19 protein-coding genes are annotated in these 17,694 nt (G+C 71.5%); 13 read left to right on the top strand and 6 right to left on the bottom strand.

The genetic code is table 11. The features are described from left to right. Positions 1–20: 20 nt before the first annotated feature. Together FOF48_RS07000 and FOF48_RS06995 are read right to left on the bottom strand one after the other, a co-directional pair. Positions 21–1,124, bottom strand: a complete 1,104-nt coding sequence (locus tag FOF48_RS07000; protein ID WP_143899390.1) for a hypothetical protein — start codon at positions 1,122–1,124, stop codon at positions 21–23. A gap of 129 nt (positions 1,125–1,253) precedes the next feature. After that, on the bottom strand, positions 1,254–1,814 hold the full coding sequence (locus FOF48_RS06995) for a DUF2378 family protein (protein WP_143899389.1): 561 nt from the start codon (positions 1,812–1,814) through the stop codon (positions 1,254–1,256). Between the two features lie 288 nt (positions 1,815–2,102). Between FOF48_RS06995 and FOF48_RS06990 the strand changes: the two genes are divergently transcribed. From FOF48_RS06990 to FOF48_RS06980, 3 genes are all read left to right on the top strand, one after another. After that, positions 2,103–3,545 carry a hypothetical protein gene (locus tag FOF48_RS06990; RefSeq protein WP_143899388.1) on the top strand — a complete coding sequence of 481 codons (1,443 nt, stop codon included), beginning with the start codon at positions 2,103–2,105 and terminating at the stop codon, positions 3,543–3,545. Positions 3,546–3,652: 107 nt separating this feature from the next. Further along, positions 3,653–4,528, top strand: coding sequence for an ATP adenylyltransferase (locus FOF48_RS06985; protein WP_143899387.1), 876 nt, complete (start codon positions 3,653–3,655; stop codon positions 4,526–4,528). Between the two features lie 105 nt (positions 4,529–4,633). Then, the gene (locus FOF48_RS06980; protein WP_143899386.1) at positions 4,634–5,446 is read left to right on the top strand and encodes an SAM-dependent methyltransferase; all 813 of its coding nucleotides are present in this window, start codon (positions 4,634–4,636) and stop codon (positions 5,444–5,446) included. Positions 5,447–5,450: 4 nt separating this feature from the next. Here the strand turns inward: FOF48_RS06980 and FOF48_RS06975 are convergent, their stop codons facing one another. Both FOF48_RS06975 and FOF48_RS06970 read right to left on the bottom strand, forming a co-directional pair. Next, entirely contained in the window at positions 5,451–6,026 is a 576-nt protein-coding gene (locus FOF48_RS06975) for an isochorismatase family protein (protein ID WP_143899385.1), read from the bottom strand. 3 nt (positions 6,027–6,029) lie between these two features. Further along, positions 6,030–7,232 carry an MFS transporter gene (locus tag FOF48_RS06970; RefSeq protein ID WP_143899384.1) on the bottom strand — a complete coding sequence of 401 codons (1,203 nt, stop codon included), beginning with the start codon at positions 7,230–7,232 and terminating at the stop codon, positions 6,030–6,032. 100 nt (positions 7,233–7,332) lie between these two features. On the opposite strand from FOF48_RS06970, the gene FOF48_RS06965 reads away from it, so the two are divergent. Then, positions 7,333–7,785, top strand: a complete 453-nt coding sequence (locus FOF48_RS06965) for a MarR family winged helix-turn-helix transcriptional regulator (protein ID WP_161664280.1) — start codon at positions 7,333–7,335, stop codon at positions 7,783–7,785. 20 nt (positions 7,786–7,805) lie between these two features. Here FOF48_RS06965 and FOF48_RS06960 read toward each other — a convergent pair whose 3' ends face one another. Continuing rightward, the gene (locus FOF48_RS06960) at positions 7,806–8,396 is read right to left on the bottom strand and encodes a hypothetical protein (RefSeq protein ID WP_143899382.1); all 591 of its coding nucleotides are present in this window, start codon (positions 8,394–8,396) and stop codon (positions 7,806–7,808) included. Between the two features lie 142 nt (positions 8,397–8,538). On the opposite strand from FOF48_RS06960, the gene FOF48_RS06955 reads away from it, so the two are divergent. The 4 genes from FOF48_RS06955 (at position 8,539) to FOF48_RS06940 (ending at position 11,932) form a co-directional block, all read left to right on the top strand. Continuing rightward, the gene (locus tag FOF48_RS06955) at positions 8,539–9,051 is read left to right on the top strand and encodes an RNA polymerase sigma factor (RefSeq protein ID WP_143899381.1); all 513 of its coding nucleotides are present in this window, start codon (positions 8,539–8,541) and stop codon (positions 9,049–9,051) included. Continuing rightward, positions 9,044–9,769 (top strand): hypothetical protein, encoded by a 726-nt coding sequence (locus tag FOF48_RS06950; RefSeq protein WP_143899380.1) that lies wholly within the window; start codon positions 9,044–9,046, stop codon positions 9,767–9,769. Before FOF48_RS06955 ends, FOF48_RS06950 begins: the two co-directional genes overlap by 8 nt. 37 nt (positions 9,770–9,806) lie before the next feature. After that, complete coding sequence (locus FOF48_RS06945; RefSeq protein ID WP_161664278.1) at positions 9,807–11,354, top strand: caspase family protein; 1,548 nt, start codon at positions 9,807–9,809, stop codon at positions 11,352–11,354. A 68-nt stretch (positions 11,355–11,422) separates the two neighbouring features. Beyond that, positions 11,423–11,932: an FmdE family protein gene (locus tag FOF48_RS06940; RefSeq protein ID WP_143899378.1), complete on the top strand. Its 510-nt coding sequence runs from the start codon at positions 11,423–11,425 to the stop codon at positions 11,930–11,932. Between the two features lie 6 nt (positions 11,933–11,938). Here FOF48_RS06940 and FOF48_RS06935 read toward each other — a convergent pair whose 3' ends face one another. Continuing rightward, positions 11,939–12,316 (bottom strand): DUF1304 domain-containing protein, encoded by a 378-nt coding sequence (locus tag FOF48_RS06935; RefSeq protein ID WP_143899377.1) that lies wholly within the window; start codon positions 12,314–12,316, stop codon positions 11,939–11,941. 92 nt (positions 12,317–12,408) lie between these two features. Here FOF48_RS06935 and FOF48_RS06930 point away from each other — a divergent pair, with 92 nt between their 5' ends. The 5 genes from FOF48_RS06930 to FOF48_RS06910 all read left to right on the top strand — a co-directional run bounded on the left by FOF48_RS06930 (position 12,409) and on the right by FOF48_RS06910 (position 17,664). Beyond that, positions 12,409–13,002: a TetR/AcrR family transcriptional regulator gene (locus FOF48_RS06930; RefSeq protein ID WP_143899376.1), complete on the top strand. Its 594-nt coding sequence runs from the start codon at positions 12,409–12,411 to the stop codon at positions 13,000–13,002. 88 nt (positions 13,003–13,090) lie between these two features. Further along, positions 13,091–14,476 carry an ATP-dependent RNA helicase DbpA gene (dbpA, locus tag FOF48_RS06925; RefSeq protein ID WP_143899784.1) on the top strand — a complete coding sequence of 462 codons (1,386 nt, stop codon included), beginning with the start codon at positions 13,091–13,093 and terminating at the stop codon, positions 14,474–14,476. Positions 14,477–14,532: 56 nt separating this feature from the next. Beyond that, positions 14,533–15,735, top strand: a complete 1,203-nt coding sequence (locus tag FOF48_RS06920) for a tetratricopeptide repeat protein (protein ID WP_143899375.1) — start codon at positions 14,533–14,535, stop codon at positions 15,733–15,735. 390 nt (positions 15,736–16,125) lie between these two features. Further along, positions 16,126–17,361, top strand: coding sequence for a hypothetical protein (locus tag FOF48_RS06915; RefSeq protein ID WP_143899374.1), 1,236 nt, complete (start codon positions 16,126–16,128; stop codon positions 17,359–17,361). 42 nt (positions 17,362–17,403) lie between these two features. Then, on the top strand, positions 17,404–17,664 hold the full coding sequence (locus FOF48_RS06910) for a hypothetical protein (protein ID WP_143899373.1): 261 nt from the start codon (positions 17,404–17,406) through the stop codon (positions 17,662–17,664). Positions 17,665–17,694: the final 30 nt, after the last annotated feature.

The raw sequence follows: 17,694 nt of genomic DNA, 5'->3' as shown, positions 1-17,694 counted from the left end.
GCGGCCCGGCCCCTCCCGGCTCAGCCCGCTCCGCGCGCCGCTTCGCCAGCGGCTCCGGCCATGGCCCCAATCGCTGCCTCGGGCGGCTCCCCGGGCGAAAGCGAGGTGCCGTCCCAGGGGATGTAGCGCACGCCCGGCATCGGCTCCGGCCCGTGGAACTCCAGCGCGCCCACGGTGGAGGTGAGCCGCTGCGTGAAACGCCACGCGGCGAAGGGATGGGGACGGCGGAAGAGCTGCAGCTCGCACCGGGCCACGTCGCTCTGGGCCACCCGCACGTCCCAGCCCTGGGGATCGCGGTACAGGTAGCCCACCAGCGTGCGCGGGTCGCACCACGCGCGGCCCTCCACGGCCACCGTCGCGGACGTGGCGCGGAAGGAGAGCTCGCCGGAGGCGGGCGACGTCATCCGCGTGAAGAACAGGTTGGGCATTTCGTGGAACGTGTGCTGCGTGTCGCGCGTGCGCAGGAAGACGGGGGACAGCCTCGGGTGGCCCCGCTTGCGCTTCGCGCGCACCGCCATCGTCTCCAGTCGCGCCGCTGGGTCCTCACGGAAGCGCGGGCAGTACAGCCACGTGAGCTCCTCCAACCGCCGGTGGCCCCACAGGTGCTTCTGCAGGCCGGGAGCGCCCCTCACGGCGATGCGCTCGCCGTCCACCGTCACCGTGCCGTCGAAAGAGAGGTCATCGTGCACGTGGGCGACGCGCGTGGGCAGCGGCAGGAGCGCGGCGCCGCGCGGCTCGCGGCGCACCGGGAGGCTGCCCTCGGAGGTGAAGCGCAGGTCCCACGCGATGGCGTGGCCACCGGAGGCCACCTGTCCCTGGCAGCGGCCGGGCGACAGCTCCGAGTCCGCGATGCGCACTCCGCCGGACGGGAGCGCCGTGAAGGCGGAGGCCGGGTGGATGGACTTGAGCGCGACCGCGGGCCGGTCCTTCGAAGCGCAGTCGAACGCCGCCGCCCAGACCGTGGCGCGAGGCTCGCCCGCGGTGCCCGGGGCCGGGGTGAACAGCGTGTAGCGCAACCACCAGGCGCGGTCTCCGCCGGGGTCGAGCACCACCAGGAACCAGATCTCGAAAAATCCCCGCTGACCGTTCCAGCGCGGCAGGTTGGCGCGCTCGCTCGACGGCATTGGATGCATCCCCCTCTCGCGGCCTGGCACGGCCCCAGCTCCGCGCCCGGCGGCTTCACGCTGGCAGATGCGGCCCCGTGCGGGCAAGAGGGCCGCGGGTCGCGGATCCGCGGCGGGCGGCCCGTGTCGTCAGGAGCCTGAAGCGCCCCAGGACACGCGATAGGTGACGCTGTCGTCATCGAACTGCACGACGTCCACCTGCGTGGCGGGGCCGCTGGCGGCGCGCACCGTGGCCAGCATCACGCCCTGCTTGAAGTAGCGCAGCAGGCCGGGCTCGTTGAGCCACAGGTCCGCTTCGCGCTCGCCGCGCTCGGTGATGCGCACCTCGGTGTAGTTGTTGCCGGTGCGGAAGCTGTGCTGCGAGCGGTGCAACATCCGCTTGGGCCCGATGAGCCGCAGCACGCCCAGCAGCGCCCGGCCCACCATCGTGTCGCGGTAGCCGTCGATCATCCGCTCGCCCAGCATCCGCCACGCCACCGGCTCCGGCTGCTCCGGGTGGAGCGACTTCGCCGTCAGCGCCACGCAGCGCGTCCAGGTGTCCAGCGAGTACGCCGGTTGCAGCGGCCGGTCCAGGTCCAGCCCCTCCTTGCGCAGCTGCTCCTTGAGGGCGAAGGAGACCTTTCCGGACAGTCCCCGGACGAAGAGTCCCTCGACGATTGTCGGGAACACGAGCTTTTCGGCGGCGGCCATGAAGACCATTCCGCCCAGCCCTTCCGGTTCCGGTCAAGCCCTACCGGGTGCGTGTCGTCCAGAGTGAGAAAGCCGGCCCCTCCTCCGCGACGGTGGCGCGCCCCTTCCCGCCTCCGTCACCCGTGGTGGAGTCCTCCAAGCAATACATGAAAAACAAGTGAATCCATCCGCGTCGGGTCGCGCCCCGGGCACCGGAGCGAGCCCTCTGGAGCGCGGGGGCCGGCGCCTTCGTCGGAGTGAATCCGCGAGGGGGCATCTGGTAGCGTGCCCCGTCCCTGGTTCCCCCTCATGACGTCCCGTGTCCTGACGTGCCTGCTGTTCTCCGCGCTGTGCGCGCTTCCGGCCCTGGGCGCGAGGCCGGTGCCCGCGCCGGCCGCGGACGGGATGGCGATGCTCCAGCGGATGGACACGGCCCGCGTCCAGGGGAGTCCCAGCACGCTGCGCACGGAGCTGGACGCCCAGGAGGCGAAGGCGCCCCGGGATCCGATGCCCCGGGTGTACCGGGCCTTCCTCGCGCTGCCTTCGGACGCGAGCTTCAGCGAGTTCAAGGCGCTCGCGGTGGTGTATCCGGAGAACCCCTGGCCGCACGTGGGCATGGGGCTCGTGTACGTGCGCTGGGGCATGTTGAAGGACGCGGCCGCTCCGCTGGAGGTGGCGCGCAAGGCGGTGCCCGGCTTCGCGCCCGCGCTCTGGGTGGACGGCCTGCGGCTCCAGGCGGAGGGCAAGCCCGTGGAAGCGGAGGCGCGGCTGCGCGAGGCGCTGGCGAAGCTGGACGTCCCGCGCTTCCGCACCGACCTGGCCTTGCTCCTGGCGGGCCGGCCGGGTGGGGCGGCGGAGGCGCGCGCGCTGCTGGTGCGGTCGGTGAAGGACTGGCCGGAGCAGCCGGAGGCGCTCCAGGTGCTGTCGCGGCTGGCCCGCGAGGCGGGGGACGCGAAGGCGGGCGCGGAGGCGGGCGCGTTGCTGGTCGCGCTCCAGCCTCACGACCGCGAGGCGCACCGGCGGCAGGCGGAGGCGTGGCTTGGCGCGGGGGACAAGGCGCAGGCGGTGAAGATGCTGGAGCGGTACTCGGTGCTCGGGGGCGCGGACCCGGCGGTGCTCGCCACCTGGGTGCGGCTCAACGTGGACCTGAACCGCCCGGAGGAGGAGGAGAAGGCCCTGGTGCGGCTGGCGGCCGTGACGCCGAAGGATCCGGAGCCGCTGCTGCGGTTGGCGACGCTGGCGGAGGCGAAGCCGGACGCGGCCGGGACCGAGGCGCGCCTGGATCAGGCGGTGGCGCTGGCTCCGGAGCGCGCGGACATCCAGGCGCGGCGGGCGCGGCTGCTGCTCAAGCAGGAGCGCTTCTTCGAGGCCGTGATGGCGTATCGCGCGGCGCTCGCGGCCCCGGAGCGCCCGGTGCCGGAGGCCGCGGAGGAGTTCGCGCAGCTCTCCAAGCGGCTGCGGCTGCCCGCGTCGCCCGCGAAGGGCACGCTGGAGCAGATCTACGACCGCGTGTCGCTGGGGCTCGTGGCGCTGTACCTGGACCACCTGATGGAGAAGCCGGAGCTCAAGGGCAACTTGAAGGTGCGCGTGGACCTGGACGCCACGGGGAAGGCGACGAAGGTCGTGGTGCTCTACGACAGCCTCCAGGACGTGCTCATCACCCACCACGCGCAGGTCGCCTTCATGGACGCCCAGTACCCGCCCGACAGCGAGTCCCCGGTGTACCAATACGTCTTCCGTCCTCCGCGCTGAGGTCGACACCCCGGCGCTTCCCCTCCGGCAGGCGGGTTGACGCTGGCGGCGCGGGACGGCACAGACTCGGGGGCACGCCTTCCAGGCACCGACCGGGAGCTCCGCCCTTGAACGCCACGCCGCCGCTGACGCCCGAAGCCCTGTGGCCGCGCACCCTGGCGGTCACCCGGCACGCGCTGGAGACCGGGGCGTTGCAGCCCATCACCACCGAGGCGCGCACGGTGGCGGACGCGGGCGCGACGTTCCAGGTGCGGGTGCTGGGCCGGGTGGCGCTCAAGGAGCGCAAGCCGCCCGCGCCCTCGGGTGGGGCGCCGTTCAACCCGTTCGCGCACCCGGAGCCGGACCTCGTGCTGGGCGACGTGCCTCCCGCGCACGTCTGTCTGCTCAACAAGTTCAACGTCGTGGAGCACCACCTGCTGCTGGTGACGCGGGCCTTCGAGTCCCAGGACGCGCTGCTGACGGCCGGGGACTTCGACGCGCTCGCGACGTGTCTGGAGGGCCTGGACGGGCTGGCCTTCTACAACGCCGGGGAGACGGCGGGCGCGAGCCAGCGGCACAAGCACCTGCAGCTGGTTCCCCCGCTGGGGCCGGACCGCCTCCGCGCCCCGGTGGAGGCGCTGCTTCCCGCCACGCTGCCCGCGCCCGGGCGCGTGGTGGCCGCGAGCGCGCTGCCGTTCCCCCACCTGCTGGCGGGCCTGGGCCCCTGGGAGGCGCCGGGGCAGGGGGCCCGGATGCTGGCGGCGTACCGGCTCCTGCGCGACGCGCTGGGCCTGGGCGAGGCGTCGCGCGCGCCGTACAACCTGCTGGCCACGCGGGACTGGATGCTGCTCGTGCCCCGGAGCCGCGCGGAGCACCTGGGGGTCAACGTCAACGCGCTGGGCTTCGCGGGCTCCCTCCTGGTGCGCACGCCCGAGCAGTTCGACGCCGTCGCGGCGCTGGGCCCCCTGGAGTTGCTGCGCCACGTCGCGGGCCTCGCGCCGTAGGGACGGGTGCAACCGCGAGCGCGGAGCGGCACAATGCGCGCGCAGCTGGCTCACCCGTCGGAGGCAGGACGCGGGTGGGGGGCCCGGACCGATGGAGCGATGACCATGGATGTGAACGAGCTGGCCCGCGTGCCGGGCGTGAATCCCCAAGTCCCCGACGCGGCGCGCATCTACGACTACACGCTGGGAGGCATCCACCACTTCGAGTCGGACCGGCAGGCGGCGGAGTACATGTTCTCGCTGCTGCCTTCGACGCGGAAGTGGGTGCGGATGCTGCGCGCCTGCCTTCAGGCCGCGGCGAAGCGGCTGTCGGCGGAGGGCTTCACGCGCTGGGTGGACTTCGCGTCCGGCCTGCCCACCAACGACCACGTGCACGGGGTGCTGCCTCCGGACGTGAAGGTGCTGTACTCGGACATCAATCCGCTGACGATGGCGCAGGCGCGCGTGCTCCTGGGGGATGAGCCGCGCGTGCGCTACCTGGAGTGCGACATCCGTCAGGCGAAGGCGTTCCTGGAGCGCGCCGACGTGCGCGAGTTCCTGGGCGGCCAGCGCAAGGTGGCCCTGGGCGCCAACGGCATCACCGTGTTCCTCAAGCCGGAGGAGAACCGGCAGTTCTTCCGCGACCTGTATGACTGGGCCGCGCCGGGCTCGAAGCTCTTCACCACCTTCGAGACCAAGGACCCCGCGAAGACGACGCCCCAGTGGGAGCAGTTCGTGGGGATGTTCCAGAAGATGGGAGAGTCCTTCGAGCTGCTCTCCCTGCCTGAATACCTGGAGCTCTGCGGGCCGTGGACCCCCGGCCCTGGCGGTGTCGTGCCGGTGAGCCGGTTCCTGGGCCTGCCCGACGACGCCATCACCGAGGAGGACCGGCAGGGCGTGGGCATCGAGTTCTACGCCGTCGTCCTGGAGAAGAAGTAGGCCCTCACCCGCGGCCGAGCAGCGCGAGCAGCGCATCGGTGGTGTCCACCTCTCCGATGCGCGGGAAGATCTTCGACATCGCGAAGTCGTGCGCGGCGAGGTCCGTGTCCGTCATGGCATCGGACGCGAAGGTGAGGTTGTACGCGCGCTCGTGCGCGGCCCGCGCCGTCGTGTCGACGCCGATGCTCGTCGCCACGCCCGCCAGCACGATCCCCGTCACCTGCCGGCGCCGCAGCTGGAGGTCGAGCTCCGTGCCGTAGAACGCGCTCCACTGGTGCTTCGTGATGAGCAGGTCCCCCGGCTTCGGCCCCAGCTCTGGCACCAGCTGCGTGAACTCCGGCGCGTTGGGGATGGGACGCGCGGGCACCTGCGTGCGCGACCGGAGCCGGTCTCCGCCGTCCGGTGAGAAGGAAACCGTCACCAGCACGACGGGCAGCCCGACGCGCCGGAAGGCCTCCGCCAGCCGCACCGTGTTCGCGACGACCTCCTGGAAGGGGTGCACGCAGGGGACCTGGGACAGCCCCCGTTGGAGATCGATGACGACGAGGGCGGTCCTGGAATCCAGCGCCGTGGCGGGCATGCTTCACCTTTCTTTCGTGGAGAGGAAACGGACTCCGATGAGCGCGGCGGCGAAGCCCGCGGCGGCACCCACGCCCAGCGCCCAGCGCGGGCCGAACGCGTCCGCCACCCAGCCGACGATGGGGGCCCCGATGGGCGTCCCCCCCAGGGCGATGGCCAGCAGGATGGCGAGCACGCGTCCCCGCATCACGGGCTCCGTCGAGAGCTGCACCACGCTGTTCGCCGTGGTGGTGAACGTCTGCGCGGAGACGCCGATGAGGACGAGCGCGATGCCGAAGAGGCCGTAGCCCGGCATGACCGCGGCGAGCGCCAGTCCGCCCCCGAAGATGGCGGCCCCCGAGACGAGCAGGCTGGCGCGGGGATGCGCGCGCCGGGCGGAGAGGAGCGCCCCCGCCACCGAGCCCATCGCCATGATCGACGTCAGCAGCCCGTACCGGCCCGCGCCTTCGTGGAAGACGCTGACGGCCATGGTGGAGATGAAGATGGGGAAGTTGAGCCCGAACGTCCCGATCAAGAAGAACATGATCAGGATGGCCCGCAGGTCGGGCCGCCTCCAGACGTAGATGAAGCCGTCCACCAGGCCCCCTCGCGTCCGCGGTGCCCGGTCGCTCCGGTGCAGCTCCTCCACGCGAAGCAGGCTCAGCGAACACAGCACGGCGATGAACGAGGCGGCGTTGAGCACGAACAGCCACCCGGAGCCCACGGCGGAGATGAGCACCCCCGCGATGGCCGGTCCAATCATCCGCGCGGCATGGAACGAGGTGGAGTTCAGCGCCACCGCGTTGGACAGGTCCTCTTCGCCCACCAGCTCCGACACGAACGTCTGCCGCGCGGGGGCGTCGAACGCGGTGACGCAGCCCAGGAGGAACGCGAACACGTAGACGTGCCACAGCAGGATGCGTCCGCTGAGCGTGAGCAGCCCCAGTCCCAGGGCCAGCGCCCCCAGCAGCGCCTGCGTGGCGAACAGCAGCTTGCGCCGGTCCAGGTGGTCCGCCGCGAAGCCCGTCAGGGGCAGGAGGAGCAACTGGGGCCCGAACTGGAGCGCCATGACCACGCCCACCGCGGTCGCGTTGTTGTGCGTCAGCTGGGTGAGGACGATCCAGTCCTGGGCGGTGCGCTGCATCCACGTGCCCACGTTGGACACAATCGCCCCGGCCGCCCATGTCCGGTAGTTGAAGCCTCTCAGCGAGCGGAAGGTCCCCTGCATTCGTATACCCGTGCATCAATATGATGCACCCGTGCACGATTCGTCAAGCGAACCGCCCTGTGCGTTGCGCGCGCTCCACCCGGCGACTACGCTTGGAGACGTGGACCGGCGCGACCCTCACGACTTCTTCGAGCAGCTCACCGCCGTGTCGCGGCGCCTCCGGTCGGTCGCGGCGCAGGCGTATTCGACCTTCGAGGTGGGGAGCGCGCAGGCGAAGTTCCTGCGGCACATCGGCCGCAACAGCCGCATCTCACAGGCGGACCTGGCGAGGGCCACGGAGACCGCTCCGACGCTGACCGGCCGAGCGCTCGAGACGCTGATCGAGCGCGGGTGGATCCGCCGCAAGCGCAGCGAGGAGGACCGCCGCCAGTACGCCCTGGAGCTGACCGCCTCCGGGCAGCGCGCGCGGGAGCGGGTGGAGGCGGTGCGCGAGGGGCTCATCTCGCGGCTCGCGACGGTGCTCGATGACCGGGACGTGGAGGACTTCGAGCGCATCGCGAAGAAGATCCTCGCCGCGTTCGAGCCCCCGTCCGACCCGCGCTCAGGGGAGTAGGGGCCTCGCGCGCGGAGGGCCTACTCGCAGCGCTCGCCCGCCAGCGCGCAGCGTCCGTACGCGCAAGGGGTGAAGGGCGCGTTGGCGCAGCCGGAGGACGGGCAGGCGCAGGTGGTGACCCGGTGGGTGTTCGGGTCGCAGCAGGGCCCATAGCCGGAGGTGTTCGGTCCCGCATCCACGGTGCCTCCGTCAGGCGCGCCCGCGTCGATGTCAGTGCCGCCGTCAGGCGTGCCCGCGTCGATGTCGGTGCCGCCGTCCTGGACGCCGGCGTCCAGGGGCATGCCGCCATCGGCTTCCGGGCCCGCGTCGGCGCCGCCTGCGTCAGCCGTGCCCGCGTCGATGTCGGCGCCGCCGTCCGCGGTGGAGGACGCGCCTCCGTCCTTGCCTGGGCCGCAGGACTGGCTCTGCGACTCCGCGCAGGTGCCGGCCGCGCAGGCCCGGAAGGTGGCCGGGCAGCCATCAGGAGCGTCGCAGGGACAGGTGTCCACCTGCCCGGAGACGCAGCAGACCGCCCACGTCACCTCGCCCAGGGGGTCCGGGTCTTCGTACAGCGGATCGAAGCAGCCGGCGCCCAGGAGCGCGAGCAGGGTGGCGGTGAGCAGTCGGTTCACGTGTGGTTGGGACACCCGGTGGGAGCGACCTGGGACATGCCCCCGGTGCGCGGCTAGTATCCCACACCCCATCGCGCGAGCGATGTCCCAGGCCACCGGGGCCGGGTGTCTCAAGGACGAACAGGAAGGTCGGACCAGGCGGATGGCGAGCGGGCTCGATGCGGAGGAGCTCAGGCAGCTCTACGAGCGCTTCGCGCCCGTGGTGCACCGTCGCGCGCTCGCGCTGCTCGGACGCGATGCCGACGCGTGGGACATCGTGCAGGAGGTCTTCGAGCGCATGTTGACGGCAGGCGCGCGGTTCCGACGGGAGGCCCGTCCCATGACGTACGTGTACCGCGTCACCACCAACCTCTGTCTCAACGCGCTGCGCTCGCGCCAGCTGCGCGAGCCGGGGCTCGTGGCGGCGGAGGAGGCCACGGTGCCCACCCCGGGGCAGTGGGAGGCCGCGGACTTCATCCGCCACCTCGTCGGACGGATGGGCGAGCGCGAGCTGGAGGTGGCCACGCTGCACTTCTTCGACGGGCTGACGCAGGAGGAGATCGCCGGGATGCTGGACGTGTCGCGCAAGACCATCGTCCGGGACCTGGACTCCATCCGGAAGAAGGCCGCGGAGCTGGGGCGGCTGCCGGAGTCGCTGGAGGTGGAGCGTGGCTGAGCATCTCTCGCGGCTGGAGCTGGATGAGTGGTTGGCGGGGCTGGATGCGTCGGGGCGCGCGGAAGGCCACGTGGCGTCGTGCGCGGCCTGCGGACAGCTGGCGGAGCGGCTGCGGCGGGAGCGCGAGTCGAGCCTGCGAGCGCCCCGGGCGAACGCGGTGCTCGCCCGGCTGGAGGAGCAGCGGGCGCGGTCGGCGCGGTCGCGCTGGAGCTGGAGCTGGGGCGGGCCGCTGGTGGCGGTGCTGGCGATGGGGCTCGCGCTGGTCGTCTACGTGCCGAGGGGCCTGGAGGACGGCGTGAGGTTGAAGGGGGACGTGGCGCTGCGGCTCGTGTCGGAGGAGGGCCTGCCGGTGGCGAGCGCGCGGCCCGGTGCGCGGGTGACGCTGGCGGTGGGGACGGGGACGTTCCGGAACGTGCTGGTGCTCGCGGTGGACGAGGCCGGCGCGGTGGACGTGCTCTGGCCTCGAGGGGGACACACGAGCGGCGCGGTGGCGCCGGGCGCGCAGGTGCGGCTGTCGCCGCCGCTGGAGGTGACGCCAGGGTCGGTGGCGCTGCATGCGTTCTTCTCGGATGCGCCGCTGGCCGCGGAGCCCGCACGCGCGGCGCTCCTGGCGCGCGTCGAGGAGGCCCGGGCGAAGGGGCTGGGGCCGTTGGAGGCGGTGACGCCCGATGATGTCGGGAAGGCCCACGCCGAAGTGCGGCTGGGGGTCGAGCCGTGAGGAGGGGGAGTGCCCTGGCGTCAGGGGGGGCCGCGCGATGATGCGGCTTCTCGCCTTGGGCGCGCGGGGGCTCGCGCTCCTCCTGGCCGTGATGGGCGCGGCGCGCGCTGGCGCGGAGGAGGCGCCGCGCCGTTGGGCGTTGATCGTGGGAGAGAACCAGGGACTGCGCGGCGAGGAGCGCTTGCGCTTCGCGGAAGCCGACGCCCGCCGGATGCGTGAGGTCCTTCAGGAGGTGGGCACCGTGCCGCCGGAGCGCACCGTGACGGTGCTGGGCGCGGATGCCACGGCGCTGCGCGAGGCCCTGAGCCGCTTCGGCGCGAGGCTGTCCTCCGAGGCGTCTTCGCGCGACTGGCTGCTGCTCTACGTCTCCTCGCACGCGGGCGATGGCAGCCTGCACCTGCGCGGCACCGAGCTGCCCATGCGGGAGCTGGTGGACTTCCTCAAGGGCGCACCGGTCGGCGTGGGGCTGCTCATCCTGGACTCGTGCCGCTCCGGTGTCGCCACGCGCATGAAGGGCCTGAAGCCGGTGGAGGCCCCCGTCACCATGGAGGCGGCGGACCTGGAGGGCCGGGTCGTCATCAGCGCCTCGGGCGCGGATGAGTACGCGCAGGAATCGGATGTGTTGCAGGGCTCGTACTTCACGCACTACCTGGCGGTGGGCCTGCGCGGCGCGGCGGATGACTCGCGGGACGGACGGGTCACGCTGGAGGAGGCCTACCGCTACGCCTACGCGCGGACGTTGGAGTCCACCCTCGTCTCGCCAGGAGGCATCCAGCGCCCCACGTTCCGGATGGACCTGCGGGGACGCGGCGAGCTGGTCCTCTCCGAGCCCCAGCAGGCGCGCGGAAGGCTGACGCTCGACGTGAAGGCGCCGGGCCGCTGGCTGGTCATGGCCTCGGAGAGCGGCGCGCTGGTGGCGGAGGTGAACAAGGGCGAGGGCCCCACGACGCTGGCCGTGGCGCCGGGCGCCTACCGCCTGTTGATGAGCGCGGAGGAGGGCTACCTGGAGCGGTCGGTGCGGGTCCCCGTCAACGGAAGCGCTTCCGTGGGGGGAGCGCCCCTGGAGCAGGCCGCGCGGCTGCGGCTCGCGCGCAAGGGGGGCGCCGCGTCCTCGCTGCTGCTCGCGGTGGGGCCGTCGGTGACGTCTGGGATTGTCGCGGGCCTGCCGTCCGTCGTGGGCCTGGACCTGCGCCTGGAGCGCGACGGCCGCCTGGGCCCGGGGCTCGACGCGTCGGTGTTGGGCTTCGCGGTGCGGCGGGGGGCGGGCCGGCGGGTGTCCTTCCAACAGACGGAGGTGGAGCTGCGCCTGGGGGCGGGGCCGCGATGGCGGCACGGCGCCTGGACGTTCAGCGGCACCCTGGAGGCGGGGGCGCTGGCCGTCTTCCAGTCGCGGCTCCCATTCGATGAGTCGCGCTTCGGCCTGGAGCCCCTGGCGCTCGTGGCCGCGGGGGTGCGGCTGGACATGGGCCGCCGCCTGTCGACGTTGCTGAGCGCCTCCGCGGGAGGCGTGGTGGCCCGGCGCGAATCCGGAGTGTCGCTGGTGCCCAGGGGCTCCGCGTCCCTGATGGTGGGCTTCGCCCTCTGAATGTGCTGACGCGCAGGGCGGGTGGTTTCAGCTAGAACGCCGCGCGGGACCACCTTCCCGGAGCCTCCATGTCCACGCGCCGTCACCTGCTGCTCGCCGTCATGCTGGGACTCACCCTGGGCTGCGCCGGAGCACGTCCCTCCGAGGCCACGTCCGACGAGCCCGAGGCCTTGACGCGGGTGGCCCTGGTGCACGGTGGCGCGGGACCCTGGGCGGTGGCGGGCTACCGCATGGGCGACTTCGCGCTCCATCAGCTGGGCCTGCCCCGGGGCAGCTTCAAGCTGGAGGTCATCCACCACAGCCCGGCGCAGGTCCAGTACACCTGCGTCGCGGACGGCGCCGCGGCGGCCACCGGTGCCAGTCTGGGCAAGCTCAACCTGTCGCTGGTGGCGGCGCCCGCGCCGGAGGACACCGCGACCACCTTCCGCAACCGCGACACCGGCCAGTCCCTCACCCTGCGCCCGTCCGCGAGCTTCGTGCAGCGCTTCCGCGACGTGCCGCGAGAGAAGCTGGGAGAGGCGGGCCGCGCCGTCCTCACCCTGCCGGACGCGGACGTCTTCGAGCCCGTCGCGCCCTGAGCGCCGTCAGAAGGCGACGAGCGCGATGGCCAGCAGCGGCAGGGCCCCCTGGACGAGGCTCGCCCGGAGGAAGTGGCGGTTGCTGCTCACCAGCACCAGCGCCGCCATCAGCATGCACGCGCAGCCGAACACGACGACGGCCACGCCCGACGCCACCGCGCCCGTGTGCACCAGCCCCACGCCGACGAACACGCCCAGCGCCAGGAACAGGTTGTAGAAGCCCTGGTTGAACGCCATCGGCTTCACCACGTCCGCGTCCGCCTGCGACTTCAGCCCGAAGCGCCGCCAGACCTTCGGCTGCGAGAACGCGATGCTCTCCAGAAAGAAGAACAACACGTGGATGAGCGCGGCGATGACCGCGAAGACCTGTGCCAGTGGCGACATGATTGTTCCCCCTCCGGGGATGGATTATTCTGAACCAGTCAGTTCCGAATCCATATTGAAACGACCGGTTCAGAATTGTCAAGGAGGGTGACGTGGCGCGGACACGGGCGTTCGACGAGACGGAGGCGGTGCGGGCCGCGTTGGGGGTGTTCTGGTCGCGGGGCTACGAGGCCACGTCGCTTTCGGACCTGGAGGCCGCCACGGGGCTGAACCGCTCCAGCCTGTACCAGACGTTCGAGAGCAAGCGCGGGCTGTTCGCGCGGGCCGTCGCGCTGTACCTCCAGGAGGTCATCTCTCCCCGGCTGGGGGTGTTCGCGAAGGAGGCGCCGGGCCTGTCGCAGGTGACGGAGTACTTCGAGGCGCTCGCGACGACGATGAGCACCGCGCCGCCGGTCCTGACGCGGCGGGGCTGCCTGCTGGTGAACACGGCGACGGAGCTGGCGCCGCATGACGCGGAGGCCCACCGGGCGGTGGAGGACTACCGGGACCTGTTGCGGGGGCACCTGACGCGGGCGCTGGAGGGGGCGGCCCGGGCGGGGGTGTTGCCGCGCAAGTCCGTGGGCCGCCGGGTGGAGCTGCTGCTGGGGGCGGTGATTGGCGTGTTGGTCACGGCCCGCGTGGACCCGGGCGCCGCGGCGAAGCTGGCCCGGGCGGCGGCGAGCGAGGCGGCAGGCTGGGCCGAGTAGGGGGGCGCCGGGCTTGTCCGGCCCGGGAAGGCTGGTACAAGGGCGCGTTCTCCCGAGGCGCCCCGTGCCTCCGTTCCCCGAGGCTCCGATGGACTTCTCCGCGCTCGCGCTGTCACCCCCGCTGCTCCAGGTGTTGGAGGAGCTGGAGTTCCGCACCGCCACCCCCATCCAGGCGCAGAGCATCCCGGTGTTGTTGCAGGGCAAGGACCTGGTGGGGCAGGCGCGCACGGGCAGCGGGAAGACGGCGGCGTTCGCGCTGCCCATCCTGCAGAAGGTGAAGCTCACGCAGGACCGGCGGCTCCAGGCGCTGGTGCTCTGTCCGACGCGTGAGCTGTGCGCGCAGGTGGCGGGGGAGATCCGCCGGCTGGCGCGGCGGATGCCGGGGGTGCAGGTGCTGGCGCTCGCGGGCGGGCAGCCCATCCGGCCGCAGGTGGAGGCGCTGGAGAAGGGCGTGCACATTGGCGTTGGGACGCCGGGGCGCATCCTGGACCTGCTGGACCGCGAGGTGCTGGACACGCGGCATCTGGCCACGGTGGTGTTGGATGAAGCGGACCGGATGTTGGACATGGGATTCCGCGAGGACATGGAGCGGGTGCTCGGGGCGACGCCCTCGAAGCGGCAGACGGTGCTCTTCTCCGCGACGTTCCCGGACGACATCGAGAAGCTCAGCCGCGCGTTCCAGAAGGACCCGGTGCGGGTGTCCCTGGCGCAGGAGGAGGCCGCGCCGGACATCCAGCAGGTGGCGTACGCCTGCCAGCCGGAGGACAAGCAGGCCCTGCTGATGCGCCTGTTGCGCCAGCACCAGCCGGCCTCCGCCATCGTGTTCTGCAACTTCAAGGCGGTGGTGGTGGAGCTGACGCGCGCGCTGGTGCAGGCGGGGGTGAGCGCGGACGGGTTGCAGGGGGACCTGGAGCAGTTCGACCGGGACCGGGTGATGGCGAAGTTCCGCAATCACAGCACGCGCGTGCTGGTGGCCACGGACGTCGCGGGCCGGGGCATCGACGTGGAGGCGCTGGATGCGGTGGTGAACTACGAGATGCCGCAGCAGCCGGAGGCCTACGTGCACCGCATTGGCCGCACGGGGCGCGCGGGCCGGCGCGGTCTGGCGCTCTCGCTGGTCACCCGCTCGGACAGCCGCAAGGTGGAGGACATCGAAGCCACCACGGGCGTGAAGCTGGAGAAGGGGGACGTGGACGCGCTGGTGCCGGAGAACGTGACGGGCGTGTCGCTCATCTCCGGTTGGGAGACGCTGTCCATCTCCGCCGGGCGCAAGGACAAGATGCGTCCGGGCGACATCCTGGGCGCGCTCACGGGCGAGGCGGGAGGGCTGAAGGCGGAGGACGTGGGCAAGATTGAGATCCACGACCATCACGCCTTCGTCGCCGTCTCCAAGCGCGTGGTGAAGGTCGCGTTCCAGCGGCTGAGCGAAGGGCGCATCAAGGGACGCAAGCACCGCATCGAACGGGTGCGGTAGGGTCCATGATGCAATCATGATGAGAGGGTTCGGGGATGCCGTGAGAGATTGCGAGCATGCCCGGAAAACTCGTGTGTCTGGCTTTGTTGGCCTTGAGCGTGGCGTGCAGGACCGCCGCGCCCGCCGCCGTCCAGTTGACCCGAACGCCCGCCGCGGTGGAGTGGGAGGCGCAACTGGATGCGGTCCGGTTCTCGCCCGCGGGGCCCGCCCAGCAGCAGGTGTTCGAGCGGGTCCAGCAGGCGCTGGAAAAGGCTGTTCAAAAAGACACGGAGGACGCGCACCTGCATTACCTGTTGGGGCGCGTGTATTTCTATGGCGAGCGTGACGCGGAGGCGGGGCGGGAGTTCGACAAGGCGCTGGCGTTGGCCCCCGAGGTCGCGGAGTACCACTACCTCAAGGGCTATTCGCTAGGGGTCGTTTCGGACAACCAGGGCTCCATCGCGGAGTTGACCCTGGCGACAGCGCTCGCACCTCGGGTGGTGAAATACTGGTCTGCCTTGGGCAATGCCCTGGCCTTGGCGGGGGACGCAGGCAGGGCGCGAAAGGCATTCGAGCATGCACTCTCATTGGATCCCGATGACGGGGAGTCCGCTGGCGCGCTCGGACTGATGCTGTTGGACGGGGGACAGGAGGCGGAGGCCTTTCAATGGCTGTCGAAGGTGACGCCTCGGGCTCCACGCCATCCGATGACCCGGTACAACATCGGGCAGGCCTACCAGAAGAAGGGCGACCACCCGCGGGCGCTGGCGCACTTCCAGGCCGCCGCGTTGGACCTGCCCGATGACTGGCGCACGCTCGCGAAGCTGGTGCAGGAGCACGAGGCGCTGAAGCAGTTCCCGGAGCGTGACGCCGCGCGTGCCCGGTTGGTGAAGCTCCACCAGGAGGGCAAGGTGGACAGTGGCGTCTTCGTCCGGGAGCAGTTCAAGGAGGGCGACGCGACGGTGATGGTCGCGGAGCACTTCAAGCTCGAAGGGGACTGGGCCGTGCGCTACACGTTCTACGTGGAGACGCCCGGGTCGGGAGGGGCCCCCGTCGCGTGGCGCCTGAGCCTGGGCTCGTACGCATTCACCAACGCCGCGCGAGAGCCCGGCGCCACGGGGCGGGTCTTCCACTTCGACGCCTATGCGGCGGACGACTCACACCGGACCTTCGCCTTCTTCAATGGCGAGCCGTCGTATGAGGACACCCGCAAGCTGGCGGTGGCCGTCCTTCGCGATGAGGTGAAGCCCCTCTCCGGCACCCGCGTCGAGCGCAAGTAGCTCACCGTCCCTCCGCAAGCCCGCGCCGAGGCCTTCGCCCGCTCCTCCCTTCTGCTGGGGGTGAGCGGGTTCGGCCGTGCCGCGCATCCCGCGCGGGCAAGGAGGGGCGCGTGACACAAACGACACGCCCACGGCTCGTGTTTCACGTCCGTGACCATTCATCCCGGGGTTCGTGTCATTTCCGTATCGAAACCGTCACGACGCCAATCCCATTGAAAACTCTTGCGGCGACGCCATCTGGCGACTTTCGCCCTCTCCAAAACCCTGTAGAGAGCATCGCGAGTTCCCCGGCAGATCCAGCCATGGGAGTCGCGCCCGCAATCGCAGGCGCATGGCCTGGAGCTGCCGTCACTGGTTGAAACCCACCGCCTCCTGTCCAGGAGACCCACCATGCGTCGTCGTTTGACTGGATTGCTGGCGCTCGCTGCCCTCACCGGGGCGGCTCCGGCGCTCGCGGATGACTGTGCCACCCTCGCCACCAACCAGGGCAAGCAGCTGCTGCTGGTGACCGGCTCCACGGCCCTCAAGCCTCTGCTCAACGTCATGGGCCCGAAGCTGGCGGCGGCCCCCAACAACATCCTCATCGCGTACCTGGGCAACGGCTCGTGCAGCGGCGTCAACGGCGTGGTGGCTCCGGACCAGAACCTGGTCGCGGCGGGCTCCTCGCTCTCCTACTTCCCCGAGTCCTTCAACGACGGCGCCGCGGGGACTCCGCCCACGTGCACCCTGTCGGCGGCCGCCGCCACTCAGCTCGCCATCTCCGACGTCTTCGTGGAGACGTGCACCCGCGCGGTGCGCCCGTCCACCATCGGTGACTTCACCGGCCCCGCGCAGGTCATGACGTTCGTGGTGCCGCCGACCAGCACCCAGTCGGCCATCACCGCCGACGAGGCCTACTTCGCGTTCGGCTTCGGCGGCGCCCAGGGCAAGCAGGCCGCCCCGTGGACCGACCCCAACTTCTTCTTCATCCGCCCGGACAGCTCCGGCACCCTGCGCATCCTCGCCTCCGCCGTTGGCGTGCCCAACGAGAAGTGGTTCGGCCAGCGCAAGAACAGCGCGGGCAAGGACGCCGGCTCCGGTGACGTGCTCGCCTCCGTGAGCTCCAGCGCCAACGTCGAGGGGACCATCGGCATCCTCGGCATGGAGGTGGTGGACGCGGGCACCAACCGCGAAAAGGTGAAGGTGCTGGCCCTCAAGGGCCGCGGCCAGAAGTTCGCCTACTACCCGGACGCCACCAGCACCTCGCATGACAAGATCAACGTGCGCGAGGGCCGCTACGCCGGCCTGGGCTACGCCCACCTCGTCACCCCGGTGAACGCCCAGGGCGTGCCCACCAACGCCAACGCCAAGACGTTCATCGACGTGGTGCTGGGCACGAAGGCGCTCGCGGGCGTGGACCTGGTGAAGACGGTCGCCCAAGACGCCAAGCTCATCCCCCTGTGCGCCATGAAGGTCAGCCGCACCGCCGAGGGCGGCGACCTGCACCGCTTCAAGCCCGCCGCCGCCTGCGGCTGCTACTTCGAGAGCCTCGTGGGCACCGCCTCCTCCTCCTGCAAGGCGTGCACGGCGGACAGCCAGTGCAGCAGTGACCAGTCGTGCCAGAGCGGCTTCTGCGAGGCGAAGTAGGCCCGCGCGGCTTCAACCCCTGACTTCACTGAGGAAACCTCCATGTCGACCCGAATGATGCGGCTCCTGGCCGCGGGCGCACTCTGCGTGCTCGCCCTGACCGGCTGCGGCGATGACAAGAAGCCTGATTCCAATCCTCCCGACGACGACGGCAACCCGACGGAGGAGCAGACCTGCTTCAAGACCCCCGCCGACGTGAACAACGAGATCATCAACTCGTGCCCGCCCGCGGGCGTCACGCAAATCACCAAGAACCCCTCCCTCCCGCTCAACGCGGACGGCACCCTGCCGTCGCTGCCGTAGCGAGCATCCGTTGAACGTCCGTCCGCCGCG

The sequence above is a fragment of the Corallococcus sp. Z5C101001 genome (genome assembly GCF_007352635.1).
Classification (GTDB): Bacteria; Myxococcota; Myxococcia; order Myxococcales; family Myxococcaceae; genus Corallococcus; species Corallococcus silvisoli.
This window is presented reverse-complemented; position numbering and strand designations above follow the sequence as displayed.